Consider the following 13,996-nt stretch of genomic DNA (forward strand, 5'->3'; position numbering starts at 1 on the left):
TTATCTAGAAATATCTTGAGACGTCCAAGTATTTTCTTTATTACTGGACTCTTATTAGAGAGTAAAACTAAGCCTGAGATAGGGCTTAAATATTAATATACGAGGGGATTTAATATATGAATTATGAAGATTTTAAAGAAGTAATTCACGGAAGACGAAGTGTTAGAAAGTTTACAGATCAAGAAGTATCTACTAATGATATAAAAGAAATAATTGATTGTGCTCGTTACGCACCAAGTGATACGAATTCACAAACGTGGGAATTCTTAGTTATCATGAATCGAGAGAAGATTAAAGAAATTGAACAAATGACATGGGATGCATTACATAAACTTGCGGCAAAAGCAGCAGAAAATGGAGAAGAGGAAGCAGGGAAATTACTTACACGTTCTTTCGGACCATATGCAACAGCTTTCTCGGAGGCACCAGTATTAATCGTATGTTTGGCAACACCATATGAATCAAAGTTCCGTGAAAAGATATTTGATCCAATTGCTTTTGTTCCAGATTCAGTTTGGGAAGAAGAAGGCATTAAGAGTAGCTGTTTAGCGGCACAAAACTTAATGTTAGCTGCACATGCAAAGGGACTTGGTACTTGTCCAATGACAGGGCCAGTATTGCTAGCTCAAGATGAACTGCGCCAATATTTACAAATTGAGCCTGAAAAACAAATAAATATGGTTATTTCACTCGGATTTCCGAAAGATAAACCGAAGAAACTTCCAAGAAAAGAAGTAGATGAGATTACAACGTTTGTTTTTTAATTGCTGTATAGAAAAGACATTGAATTAACAATGTCTTTTTATTTTTGAGGGTATGTAATTCATATGTTGGGCTAAAATGATAGATAAGAGGGAATTACTATTTATTTCATAAAAAAAATTAATGTTCTATTAAGGAAAGTATGATACATTAATCGTGAGCAGGATTCTATTTGTTCATGAAAGTGTTGAATGTAGTCTCAAAATTTAAAAGTTATTTTTGTATAATAAATTATAATGAAGTTACAGGGGGGATGAATTTTGAAAAAATTCATAATCACTGGATTGTCTGTATTGTTATTAGTTGGTTGCGGTGCTCCACAGGAAAAAGAGGACGCGCAATCAAAACAGGAAGAACAAGTTGTAAACGCAAGTGATGAGAATATGGTTGTATTTCCTGAAGGAGCAATGTCAATTGGAGAAGGGAAAGTAAAAGTTATTACTCCAGATGGTACTTCTGAAAACGGCAATATACCGACTGTATTCATCAAAAAGGATACGTTAATTCAGCAAGTTGAATTAGAACTTTCTAATTTTCAAAGTGATAAAGAAACATTCGTATTTGTAGATCAAATGTATACAGATAAACATCAAGTAACTAGTACAACGCAGACAACAGTGCAGTTAAAAGAAAAAACGCTGGAAACAGGTAGTCATACAATTACTGCAGTTCAGTATGAAAACAATGATCCGAAAGGAAAGGTTATTAGTTTTAATCAAGCAACATTTGAGACAAAACCTGCGTCTTAATAAGAATAAAAAGTACATTACTCAAAAAGTAGTGTGCTTTTTTGTTTGGACTAGAGTGTGCAAGAGTGAATAACTTATTTCATTTTCTAATACGATTAAATAGGAAGTAATCACTTGTTACTACTATGACAGAGAAAGAGGTTGAATACGTGAATTGGTGTATTCGTATCATTTTGATTAGCCTAATGATGGCAGTAATTTGGTTTACGATACAAGAGTTTATGCAAATAACGCTCAATTATCAAATTCATGACTTGTTAATAGGAGTTATTTGTTTTACCATTGTTTATCTATTATATGATAAACTCGGACTAAGGTAAGTTTCAGAAGAAAAATGTAGGTATTTCATTTGAAATGTCGAATAGTACATACGATGTCGTAATAACAAATTTTCTATTGTTTACTGTGAAACAGAAGAAGGAGAGATAGTGGTTATGAAACGAGCTCTTATTAATATTGATTATACATATGATTTTGTAGCGGAAAAGGGGGCTTTAACTTGCGGGAAACCAGGACAGGAAATTGAGAAGGAAATTGTACATATAACGAAGCAATATATTGAAAATGGAGATTACGTTGTCTTTGCTATTGATAAACATGAAGAAAATGATGTATATCATCCAGAATCAAAGTTATTCCCGCCCCATAATATAGCTGGTACAAGTGGAAGAGATTTGTTTGGTGAATTACAAGATGTGTACGAAATATATAAAAATGCAGAGAATGTATATTATATGGATAAAACACGGTATAGTGCATTTGCTGGAACGGATTTAGATATGAAGCTAAGAGAAAGAGGAATAGAAGAAGTTCATCTTGTAGGTGTTTGTACCGATATTTGTGTTCTTCATACAGCAGTAGATGCTTATAATAAAGGGTTTAAAATTGTTGTTTATGAAAAGGCGGTTGCATCTTTTAATGCACAAGGGCATGAATATGCACTTGGACATTTTAAGTCATGCTTACATGCAGAAGTGAAGTGAAAAAAGAGGCCTTTAAAAAAGGTCTCTTTTATTTGTCCTTGTTCATTGAAAACAGCTACAGCAACTCCTGCTAGATTGAGTGGTCTTGATCCGACAACTTTTCTAAGTTCTTCAATATATCCCATTGTATGTAACCTCCGTAAGAAAAAATAAGAGCAAATAAACTATTCGTTATTATGTAGATATATTCCTCTTTATAAGGGGAGAGATGACATATAACTTATTTGTTTTATTTGGTAAAATATACATCAAAAAAGGTCAAACAAAAACTTTGACCTTTTTTGACCAAATGTTATAATAAAGGCAGAAAGAGATAATCTTTCATTCATAAATAATAAGGAGGAAAAAATATGCGTAATTTATTTCCAGAGATAACAAAACGTCAAAATGGCATTTTTGATTTTGGGCCTTCTTTATTAGAAGGGATGACAGATGCTTTCTTTAAGCCACTGAACATGGATACTTTTAAAGTAGATGTTCATGAGCAATCTGATAAATATACTGTGAAAGCAGATTTACCAGGTTTTCAAAAAGAAAACATTCAAGTTGATTTTGAACAAGATGTATTAACGATTCAAGCAACTAACCATAATGAAGTAGAAGAAAAAAATGAGAATGGCACATATATTCGTAAAGAATGTTCTATAGGTTCTGTAACTCGACGCTTTAGTTTTAAACAAGTTGAGGAAGAAAATGTTAGAGCAAATTATAATGATGGCGTACTGACAATTGAATTACCAAAATTGAAAGAAGAAAAGAGCAGTAAGACAACAATTAATATCGAATAAAAGAGCTGATAAATTCAGCTCTTTTTTTACGTAGTTAATGAATAAATTAGTTGAAATCGTAATGACATGAATAAAGTTTTAACGTATAAAAAAATTTCACGATTTGCTCCCCCCTTAGGTTATTAAAAAGGGTATATTTAAAGGGAAAGGAAAAAGAACACCTAGACATACTGTTTAAGGTGAATTAGTAATAGAGTCAAAATACATAGTAAGGATAGTGGCATTTTAGATTAGGATAATAGATTTTTCTGGAACAAACTTAGGCGATTATGAATTTTTTAATTAGTAAGGAAGTGGTTAAATGAGCTTATTAACGTATACTGAAGAATTTTTTAATTATGTAAGAGAGTTTTTACTTTTAAGATTTTTACTATTTGCTTTAGTTTTAATCATTATTTCTTTTGTAATAAACCGTATTATTGATTGGTTTTTTAGGAAATCAAGCTTTTTTGATGAAGAGATAGAGCAGACGATTCAAAGTGTAATTCGATCTATTTTTAGATATATCATTATCATCAGTCTTATCATATATTTAATTAGCCAATTTGTAGATATAAAAAGTATTATTGCAGGTGCAGGGATAGCTGGAGTTGTCATCGGTTTTGCTGCACAACAGATGCTAAAAGATGTTATATTAGGCTTTGCAAGATTAGCGGACAAAGAGTTTCGGGTTGGTGATTTTGTAACTTTTAACGGAACAAATTCAGGAACTATTGAAGAGATTAGTATTCGTTTTATGCAAATTCGTGAATGGTCAGGAAAACTACTTACCATCCCGCACGGAGAGATTAGAACGATACAAAATTTTAATAAAGGATGGATGCGTGTAATTGAACGCATCACGGTAAGTTATCAGGAAGATCCAACAAGAGTGAAGGAATTGTTAGAAGAAGTATGTATTATATGTAATGAAGAATTGAATCAAACTCTTTATAGAGTAGAGGATGAGGCTGTTGAACCATTTAAATACGTCGGTGTTACAGACTTAAATCCTAACTTGAAATATGTTGGCTATGAATTTTGTATTACAGGTTTAATAAAGCCAGAAGATTATTTTGAAACTTCTAGACAAGTAAGATTTGAATTAATGTCTATGTTCCATAAGAATCAAGTGCAAATGCCAGCAGCGAATATGGTTGTTACTACTGAAGGTTTACAGCATATCCATGGTGGACAATCTTTATCGGACAGCTAAAGTAGAATCGTTTGTTAACAAAAATTCTGCTTCCAACATTGGATAGAATAACAATAATAAAATGATTGATATAAAGAAAGGGCTGAAGGAATTCGGTTCTTTTTTTATTTATAGAATTTAGAAATTTCTTAATGTTATAATTGTAGTTGGTGATGAGAATGAACTTTGAAGAAAAAGAGATGCGTCGTTTAGAAGCATTAAAAGAAATTGCTGAATTATTAAATGAAGCAACAAACTTACAGCATATGTTGGAAAAAGTGTTGCATACATTGTTACAAGTAATGAATTTACAAACAGGGTGGATATTCTTTATTGATGAAAGTGGAAAGCACAGCATGCTTGTAGACGAAAATTTACCAGAGGCTCTTACGTGGCAAAAGAAGAAGCCGATGTGTGAAGGAAACTGTTGGTGTGTAGAACGTTTTGTGAATGGGAGATTGGAAAAAGCGACTAATATTATTGAATGTAAGCGAATAGAAGATGCAATTGAATGTAATTGGGGAGAGACAGAAGATGTTACACATCATGCGACAATTCCGCTTAGGTCTGGATCAGAAAAATTTGGTCTACTAAATGTGGCTGCACCTCATAAGACTCATTTTTCTGAGGAAGAGTTAGCCTTATTAGAATCAATTGCATTTCAAATTGGAACGACAATACAACGTATTCAATTAGTTGAGAAAGAACGTAAATATGTAGTGGTAGCGGAAAGAAATCGACTTGCACGTGATTTACATGATTCAGTAAAACAATTGTTATTTTCTATTATGCTAACGGCGAAAGGTACTCTGAATATGACGCAAGATAGAGAATTGCAAGAGATGTTAAGTTATATTGGGGAATTATCACAAGAAGCATTACAAGAGATGACGCTATTAATTTGGCAATTAAGACCTGAAGGATTGGAGAAAGGATTAGCAGAAGCAATTCAAAATTACGGGAAGTTATTAGGAGTTCAAGTGGAAGTTCGAATTGATGGGATGGTTTCAATTGGGGATGAAATAGAAGAAGTTTTATGGCGTATTAGCCAAGAGGCGCTACATAATTGTAAAAAGCATGCTTCGTGTGAAAAGGTACATATTCTTTTGAAAATAGAAAATAACCAGTTACATTTTTACATAGAAGACAATGGAATAGGATTTATACAAGAACAAGTAAGGGAATCAGCACTTGGCCTGAAAAGTATGAAGGAACGTATTCAGTTAATGAAGGGATCGTTTCAAATTATAACAGAGCTGAAAAAGGGTACAAAAATAGAAATTCAATTGCCGATTTGAAGGGGAGAATAAGGTTGAAGATTAAACTGCTACTAGTTGAGGATCATCATATCGTTCGAAGAGGACTTGTATTCTTTTTGAAAACGAGAGAAGAATTTGAAATTATTGGGGAAGCGGAAAATGGCGAAGAGGCATTACATTTCGTGCAAAAAGAAAGACCAGATGTCGTACTAATGGATGTATCGATGCCGAAAATGGATGGAATTGAGGCAACAAAACGTCTAAAGCAATATGATGAGACAATAAAGGTACTTATATTAAGTAGTTTTTCAGAGCAAGATTATGTTATACCAGCACTTGAAGCTGGAGCAGATGGTTATCAATTAAAAGAAGTACAACCTGAGCAACTTGTCGCTTCTATTATTGCAGTACATCAAGGAAATGCGAATTTTCACCCGAAAGTAACACCTGCATTAATGGGGCGTTCTGCAGTAAAGAAGGAAGTAGAAAATCCTTTTTCAATGTTAACGAAAAGAGAGCAAGAGGTACTTCGCGAAATTGCGAAAGGAAGAAGCAACAAGGAGATTGCAGCAGAACTTCATATTACAGAACAAACTGTGAAAACACACGTTTCAAACGTTTTAGCTAAATTGGAAGTGGATGATCGTACGCAAGCCGCATTATACGCAGTGAAACATGGAGAGAATTATTCATAAGCATGAATAATTCTGTTATATCGTATGACAGAATACATAGGAGCAATTAAAATTTATAGTAATCCCTAATATAGGTTTTTCTTCTTTCGATAATTAGGTACAATAAAGTGAAACTCTAATCAGTGGGGGACCATCCCCACTGATGATTAGTTTAACTAATCGGTTTTTACAGGATAAAGCTACGATGGAAGGGGAGGATATGCTATGCCTGGTACAAGAAGTGGGATTGGAAAGATTCAGGCTTCGTTAAATGGTTTATCACCGAAATTGCGAAGTATTGCCGAACATATTTTGAAACATCCACAAGATGTTGTACATAAATCTATTACAGAATTAGCTGAAGTTACGAATAGTTCCGAAGCTACGATATTCCGCTTATGTAAAAACCTTGGTTTGCAAGGTTTTCAAGATTTAAAGATTACATTAGCTCGTGAAATTGTACATACACCGATGCAAAATATCCATGAAGAGGTATCAGCAGAAGATAGTATGGTAACTGTTGCTAAAAAAGTTTTTCATTCGCATATTACAGGACTGCAAGATACTTTACATTTGCTTAATGAGACGGCACTTGAGCAGGCTGTACGAGCCTTACAAGAAGCAAGTCGAATTGAGTTTTATGGAAATGGTGGCTCTGGTATTATTGCAATGGATGCGTATCATAAGTTTATGAGAACGGGTATTTCTTGTATCGCTCATACTGATTCGCATTTTCAAATTATGGGAGCAGGTTTACTCTCGGAAAATTCAGTTGTTATTGGTATTTCTCATTCTGGTAGCAATAAAGGATTACTTGAAGCGTTAGAAGTAGCGAAAGCAAGAGGGGCCAAAATTATTGCGATTACGAGCTATAAGAAATCAGCATTAAGTCAACTTGCTGATATAACGTTATATACATCAACACGTGAGACTGAATTCCGCACAGAAGCAAGTTCATCACGATTAGCACAGTTAAGCTTATTAGATACTTTGTATGTAGGGTTGTCGTTGCAGCGACAAGAGGAAACTCTAAAAAATTTACAAAGTATACGTGAAACGATTTCGATGAAGCGAATATAAAAAAAGCTCTTCAAATGAAGAGCTTTCAGACTGTAGACAAACTATTTTTGGAGAGTTCAAATGCTAAAAATAGTTTGTTTCTTATTTTAGGGATAATTTATCCAATGGAATTTATATGTAGTGCTTTCTATACTATAATTTACTATAAGTGAGGAAGATGTCTTATGAAAATATCTGTTTATGTTGCAAGTGCATTTAGCAAGGATCATAAAGGCGGAAATAAAGCAGGAGTGGTATTTATTGAGAATACAAATACATTGACCACTACTCAAAAAATGGAAATAGCCAAACAACTGGGTTATGCGGAAACCGCATTTATATCAGAATCTGAACTTGCTGATTATAAATTTGAGTATTTTACTCCAAAAGAAGAAGTTGATTTATGTGGTCATGCCACAATTGGCTCTTTCGCGATACTGATGCATTTAAATAAACTTTTCAGGAATCGCTATACGATTGAAACGAACAGCGGTGTTCTTACTATTACTATAACAGATGACATCATATTCATGGAACAAAATAAACCGATATTCTATGATGTTGTATCTCCAAATGAGTTCACCGACTGTTTTGATAGTAAAGATATAGACAATAAATACCCAATTCAAATTGTCTCCACGGGCTTAAAAGATATTTTAATTCCTATAAAAAGCGAAATACAATTACATGCACTGCAACCTAATTTTGAAAAAATTAAAGAAATCAGCAAGTATTATAATGTTGTCGGGATGCATTTATATACTTTTAATGACAATCGAATTATATGCAGAAATTTTGCTCCGCTATACGACATCAATGAAGAAGCAGCGACTGGAACTTCGAACGGTGCATTAGCTTGCTACCTTTATGAACAGGACTACTTGAAAAAAGAAGTCTATGTATTTGAACAAGGTTATTCTCTACACTCGCCTTCTGAAATATTAGTTAAATTAGCAACCAATAGCAAAAATAAAATAGAAAAAGTTTATGTTGGTGGCAAAGGATATTACTGTGAAACTAAGTGTTTACATGTAGAAAATATTGAGTGAAGAGCTTTTTTATCGGTGAGAAGTTTGTTACTTTATTTTGTTTTAGAAATGTATGACTTACTTATAGTCAATGATAAACTCTCATTTTTAAAAATTTAAAATAAAGACCGATTTGTGTAATAATTCAAATATTGTTCATAATTTCACAAGTTGTTTATGAAGTGTCATGTTATGATGAAGATGTAATGATGATTGAACACTTAAATTTGGTACAATAACTAGCCAAAGTAGTGAAGAAAGTAGTTGTGAGATAAACTCATTAAAATGCTAAAACACTAAAGGGGAGATCACATATGAAAGCAGTAGTGGTTAATAAAAACAGCAAAGCAAACATCGAAGTGATTGAAAAAGAATTACGTCCGTTACACTCAGGTGAAGCGTTAGTAGATGTAGAGTATTGTGGAGTGTGCCACACTGATTTACACGTTGCGAATCATGATTTTGGTAACACTGATGGCCGTATTCTTGGTCATGAGGGTGTAGGTATTGTTACGAAAATAGCTGATGATGTTACTTCACTAAAGATAGGTGACCGTGTAAGTATTGCATGGATGTTCCAATCTTGTGGACGTTGTGAATATTGTGTAACTGGTAGAGAAACATTTTGCCGTGAAGTTAAAAACGCTGGTTATTCAGTGGATGGTGGTATGGCTGAACAATGTATCGTTACAGCTGATTATGCGGTAAAAGTACCAGAAGGATTAGATCCTGCTCAAGCATCATCAATTACTTGTGCTGGTGTAACTACATATAAAGCTATTAAAGTATCAGATATTAAACCTAGTCAACCTATTGTAATCTATGGCTGCGGTGGATTAGGTAACTTAGCTATCCAATATGCTAAAAATGTATTTGGTGCAAAGGTAATCGCAGTAGACATTAATGACGACAAATTAGCCTTAGCGAAAGAAGTTGGTGCTGATATGACTATCAATCCAATTTCTCAAGGTCCTGCTGATAAAATTGTGCAAGAGGAGTTTGGTGGCGCTTATGCTGCGGTAGTAACAGCAGTCTCTAAAGTAGCCTTTAACTCAGCAGTTGATGCAGTACGTGCTTGCGGTAAAGTAGTTGCAGTAGGGCTACCAGTAGAAACAATGGACTTAAACATCCCACGACTTGTACTGGATGGAATTGAAGTAGTTGGTTCTCTAGTTGGTACTCGTAAAGATTTGGAAGAGGCGTTTATGTTCGGGGCAGAAGGAAAAGTAGTGCCAGTTGTTCAAACTTGTTCTCTAGATAAAGTACAAAATGTATTCGAAGAAATGGAACAAGGTAGAATTCAAGGGCGTATGGTAATTGATTTTAAAAAACATAATTGTGATTGCAAATAATTCACTTTAAATATAAAAAGCATGAGTCTAGCAAAGGACATGTAAAAAAGCTAGACAGCATAAGAAGATGATCCCTGTATTTAATAGGGATCATCTTCTTTATTTTCTACTAATATCGATGCCAATTAATACTTGATTAATGAGAAATGATTAAAGGTTTACTTTATTGGCAAACGAAAAGGAATCTTTATGTTTAACAAATTTTTTATGATCTGGAACGTTTTGAATTGCTACAATTTGCGAATCTCTTGCTTTCAGTGCATCTTGAATCCCGATGGTCATAAGCTTAATAAATAGAATCGTAATAAAGAATGAAGCGAGAGTATAAAAAATAATCCACCATGAAAGATTCATTTCATTACGATTTAATCCAATAAGACCTGCCCAATCATTAGATAGAGAAACAGGTTTGAGCACTCCGTCATAGAGTTCACGCATTTGTATGCCGCCAATTACAATGTTAAGCAGCGCTAAATGGATAACGAGTATGAGTGTTTGGACGATATGTTCCATAAATAATACAAATAAGCGGTCAAGTAATAAGACTCGTAAGTGTTTTTTAATAATATGAAAACGACTAGCCCCCAGTAATTGTGAACTTAAGATGTAATCTTGTTTCATAAATTCATCAACCTCTGAGGATATGTATAAAGAAAGTGTAGGCAGAGCGACGAAAATAAGTACGAGTACTTGATAAAACGTAAATGAAATATTTGGATCTACCCCATCAGCATTTGATGTGATTATAATATTAACGGGCGTGATGAGTATGAATGCGATAAATAGAGTTGGAATATAATAAAAAACTTCTGAGCATGACTGGAAAAATCTTTTGAGTTTTGGAGCAAATAAACTTAAGAGGATTCCTATACATGTTCCGCATAAAATTCGAAAGAAGCTAATTGCCATGGCTAATAAAATAGTGAATTTTGCTCCTTCTACAATTTGTAAGAAAACAGACTCTCCAAAACGATCAGATCCAAAAGGTGGAATTAACGATGGCGGAAAGGGGGCCTTTCCAAGTAATTCGTTATTGTCATTGTAAAGTAACTGAGGAGGTTTTGGGATGTTATCTTTAAAGAACCAACTATAAATAAAACTAGCTGAAATAAGTATGAATAGATAAGTAAAGCCGATTAAAAAGCGTTTTGATTTCCAAATAGATTTCATAATGATACTCCTTTCACTTGCTTTTTCCATCTATTCATCATGAATGAGACTATTTGGAAAATAGCATAAAATGGTAAAATAATCATAACAAGTATGATAAATGCAGCTGGAGGTGAAACAAACGCCTTATTAAATAAAAATTGAATAATGCCTTCCATATTAAAAACAAATTCTAAAATGAATAAATTAGAAAGTAAGAAAACAAAAATCGTTTTTAAATGGTGGAAGAAGTGGATAGATATATTTTTGAATAAATGAATGCATAGTATATAACTTGATGAAAGGCCTTTTCCATATGCAACCTCTACGTAATGTTTTCCTTGCTCTTCTTTTATGTATAACACCATCATCCGAAACATTTGTAATGTAGGTAAGACAGCTAATGATAAAATAGGGAGTAAATAAGCTCGATTTTCATTAAAGGAAATAATAGTGACAGGAGATTCCCCAAATTTCTGAAGTACCCATATGAAAAAAATTTGCAAACAAATCATCATCATCATATCAGGGACAGCTTCTAATATGAACACAATTCGGTTTATCCATTTTTTTATATAATCTTTTGCTAAAAAATAAAAAAATGCCATGCTAGATGATAAAAAGAGAGCAAGAAAAAAGGCTAAAAATAATATAGTAAATGAATATAGGTAAGGTTCTAAAACAGTTGGAAATAATGGTGTTTTTTTGAAATGGCCAAACTTCGGGTCTGATCCTATAATCACTAATGATTCAGGGGAAAAAACCTGTTTTAACATAGTAACGGTCTGATTAAAAAAATAAATTGGTTGAAAGGTAAATCCTTGTTGAGTAATAAATAAATAAGGTAAATTTAATAATAGTAAGAGTGATAAAAGAATTGATGAAAGCTTAATTGTGAATTGAGATATTTTATTTAACATTAAATCCCTCCGACATCTTTTTACAACATTATACAATAAATTTCGTGTTATTGTTTTTATTTTTCTGAAAAATAAAAATACTTTTCGATTTTATAGTATGCAAGATATATTTACAAGATAAAAAAGTGATAATAGGGGGTCACGCTCTATGTTTATCAAGATAAAAGACTAGTGAACCTAAAACAATAAATAAGAGTAAAATGCACAGAATTCTCATTCTGCGGTTAGTTACTTTTCTTGGTTTGATGGTGATGTTACGTGACCGCTAAAAATAAATATTGCTTTTCAACTCTTTCTTCAAGCAAATAAGTAGAACGTATGGAGGACTATGTATGTGTTGTTAATGAGAGAAAAGAGTGTATTGCGTAACGAATATAACGTAATTTTACCGCATGGAAAAGCTAAATTTAGTATATAAGTGAAATGGAATGAGGGGATTTATTTTTTGATATGAAAAAATTTTCTTTTTATAACTTGATAAACGAAAAAATATTTTATATACTAATTCATGTAAACGGTTTACTAAATCGTATTTTGCTAGAAATGAAGGGAAGATTCGCATGGAAACAAGGGGGAGAGTAATCGGGATTGATATCGGTACCACAAGTACAAAAACGGTTGTGTTCACAGAAAAAGGAAAAGTCATTGCATCACATGCAATCGATTACCCAATTATTCAACCGAATGTAGGATGGGCTGAGCAAGATCCTGATGTAATATGTGCCGCTGTATACAAAAGTGTAAGCGTTGCCATTGGAAAAGGTAATGTATTACCAGAAGATATTTCTTCAATCGGTATTAGTACAGCTATGCACGCATTAATTGCAGTAGATGAAAATGGTGCGCCATTAACGCGTTCTATCATTTGGGCAGATAATCGAAGTACGAAGCAATCAGAAAAATTATTACAACAAATGAATGGGCATGAGATTTATAGACGTACAGGTACACCGATTCATCCAATGTCACCACTTTCTAAATTGTTATGGATGAAAGAAGAGGAACCAGAGTTATATACAAGTGCCTATAAATTCATTTCCATTAAAGAGTATGTGATTTACCAATTATTTTCACGCTACGTAGTTGATTATTCGATTGCTTCTGCTACGGGGTTATTTAATTTAGAAACATTAAACTGGGATGAAGATGTTTTAACTATGTTACATATGTCACCAGAACAATTATCAACCCCTGTACCAACTACATATATTTTATCAGGTATGAAGCCAGAATTAGCACAGAAGATGGGGATAAGTGCAGAAACACCAATTGTCATCGGAGCAAGTGATGGGGTTCTTGCAAATGTAGGAGTTGGTGCGATATCACCGGGTGCGGCTGCAATTACGATTGGAACGAGTGGTGCGGTTCGAACAATCTCATCAAATATAAATACAGATGAGAAAGGGAGAACGTTTTGTTACGCATTAACAGATGAGCACTGGGTAATCGGTGGTCCAACGAATAACGGCGGAATATTACTGAGATGGTTACGTGATGAATTTGGTAGTCCAGAGCAAGAAGTAGCAAGAAAGCTCGGCATTGAGCCTTATGATTTATTAATTAAATATGCAGAAAGCGTACCAGCTGGAGCGGATGGGCTATTGTTCTTACCTTTCTTATCTGGAGAACGCGCACCTTACTGGAATGCAAATGCTCGTGGTACATTCTTTGGAATCAATCTTCAACATAAGCGAGAACATTTTATACGTGCAGTGATGGAAGGTGTTTGTATGAGTGTATATTCAGTAGCACTCGCAATCAGGGATTGTACAGGGCCACTTACTGAAATACGAGTTTCAGGAGGGTTTGCAAAATCTGCATTTTGGAGACAAATGTTGTCCGATATGATGGGAAAAGAATTGCTTGTACCTGAAAGTCATGAAGCATCTGCGCTTGGGGCAGCGGCAGTTGCTTTATATGCTGTAGGAAAAATTGATTCTCTTGAAGAGGTAAAGGATTGGATTGATATTGTCCATCACCATGTACCGAATAAAGAAAATACGGCTATATATTTAGAAATGTTTTATATGTATGAACGACTTTACAATCGCTTGAAAGAAGAATTTGATTGTATAGCTGCTTTCCAACGTAAACAATAG

The 13,996-nt window shown here is 33.7% G+C and carries 14 protein-coding genes and 1 pseudogene; 12 read left to right on the forward strand and 3 right to left on the reverse strand.

From position 1 onward, the window contains the following. Window positions 1-116 precede the first annotated feature (116 nt). From MR168_RS13990 to MR168_RS14000, 4 genes are all read left to right on the forward strand, one after another. Window positions 117-764, forward strand: a complete 648-nt coding sequence (locus MR168_RS13990) for a nitroreductase family protein (RefSeq protein ID WP_086411611.1) — start codon at window positions 117-119, stop codon at window positions 762-764. A 258-nt stretch (window positions 765-1,022) separates the two neighbouring features. Next, window positions 1,023-1,511 carry a putative periplasmic lipoprotein gene (locus tag MR168_RS13995; RefSeq protein ID WP_000713496.1) on the forward strand — a complete coding sequence of 163 codons (489 nt, stop codon included), beginning with the start codon at window positions 1,023-1,025 and terminating at the stop codon, window positions 1,509-1,511. A 125-nt stretch (window positions 1,512-1,636) separates the two neighbouring features. Next, complete coding sequence (locus MR168_RS33655; RefSeq protein ID WP_033686798.1) at window positions 1,637-1,831, forward strand: hypothetical protein; 195 nt, start codon at window positions 1,637-1,639, stop codon at window positions 1,829-1,831. A gap of 114 nt (window positions 1,832-1,945) precedes the next feature. Further along, complete coding sequence (locus MR168_RS14000; RefSeq protein ID WP_061113273.1) at window positions 1,946-2,494, forward strand: cysteine hydrolase family protein; 549 nt, start codon at window positions 1,946-1,948, stop codon at window positions 2,492-2,494. Window positions 2,495-2,523: 29 nt separating this feature from the next. Here the strand turns inward: MR168_RS14000 and MR168_RS14005 are convergent. After that, a pseudogene (locus MR168_RS14005) lies at window positions 2,524-2,619 on the reverse strand (NUDIX hydrolase); the annotation flags it as partial. Between the two features lie 225 nt (window positions 2,620-2,844). Here MR168_RS14005 and MR168_RS14010 point away from each other — a divergent pair. The 7 genes from MR168_RS14010 to adhP all read left to right on the forward strand — a co-directional run bounded on the left by MR168_RS14010 (window position 2,845) and on the right by adhP (window position 9,828). Next, entirely contained in the window at window positions 2,845-3,282 is a 438-nt protein-coding gene (locus tag MR168_RS14010; protein ID WP_242291396.1) for an Hsp20/alpha crystallin family protein, read from the forward strand. A gap of 301 nt (window positions 3,283-3,583) precedes the next feature. Next, window positions 3,584-4,477: a mechanosensitive ion channel family protein gene (locus tag MR168_RS14015; protein ID WP_006925149.1), complete on the forward strand. Its 894-nt coding sequence runs from the start codon at window positions 3,584-3,586 to the stop codon at window positions 4,475-4,477. Window positions 4,478-4,635: 158 nt separating this feature from the next. Then, window positions 4,636-5,754: a two-component system sensor histidine kinase CasK gene (gene casK, locus MR168_RS14020; RefSeq protein ID WP_001008471.1), complete on the forward strand. Its 1,119-nt coding sequence runs from the start codon at window positions 4,636-4,638 to the stop codon at window positions 5,752-5,754. Window positions 5,755-5,768: 14 nt separating this feature from the next. Beyond that, on the forward strand, window positions 5,769-6,410 hold the full coding sequence (gene casR, locus MR168_RS14025; protein WP_000694629.1) for a two-component system response regulator CasR: 642 nt from the start codon (window positions 5,769-5,771) through the stop codon (window positions 6,408-6,410). Between the two features lie 204 nt (window positions 6,411-6,614). Further along, entirely contained in the window at window positions 6,615-7,469 is an 855-nt protein-coding gene (locus MR168_RS14030) for a MurR/RpiR family transcriptional regulator (RefSeq protein ID WP_001119646.1), read from the forward strand. Window positions 7,470-7,633: 164 nt separating this feature from the next. Further along, complete coding sequence (locus tag MR168_RS14035; protein ID WP_000704323.1) at window positions 7,634-8,497, forward strand: PhzF family phenazine biosynthesis protein; 864 nt, start codon at window positions 7,634-7,636, stop codon at window positions 8,495-8,497. Between the two features lie 293 nt (window positions 8,498-8,790). Further along, window positions 8,791-9,828, forward strand: a complete 1,038-nt coding sequence (adhP, locus tag MR168_RS14040; RefSeq protein ID WP_000649119.1) for an alcohol dehydrogenase AdhP — start codon at window positions 8,791-8,793, stop codon at window positions 9,826-9,828. Between the two features lie 150 nt (window positions 9,829-9,978). Here the strand turns inward: adhP and MR168_RS14045 are convergent, their stop codons facing one another. Continuing rightward, entirely contained in the window at window positions 9,979-10,998 is a 1,020-nt protein-coding gene (locus tag MR168_RS14045; protein ID WP_000836565.1) for an ABC transporter permease, read from the reverse strand. Further along, window positions 10,995-11,897: an ABC transporter permease subunit gene (locus MR168_RS14050; protein ID WP_242291397.1), complete on the reverse strand. Its 903-nt coding sequence runs from the start codon at window positions 11,895-11,897 to the stop codon at window positions 10,995-10,997. Before MR168_RS14050 ends, MR168_RS14045 begins: the two co-directional genes overlap by 4 nt. Before the next feature lie 560 nt (window positions 11,898-12,457). Here MR168_RS14050 and gntK point away from each other — a divergent pair. Then, a complete protein-coding gene (gntK, locus tag MR168_RS14055) occupies window positions 12,458-13,996 on the forward strand; it encodes a gluconokinase (protein WP_086412214.1) in 1,539 nt (512 codons plus the stop codon).

This window comes from Bacillus cereus group sp. BfR-BA-01356 (assembly GCF_022663635.1).
Classification (GTDB): Bacteria; Bacillota; Bacilli; order Bacillales; family Bacillaceae_G; genus Bacillus_A; species Bacillus_A cereus.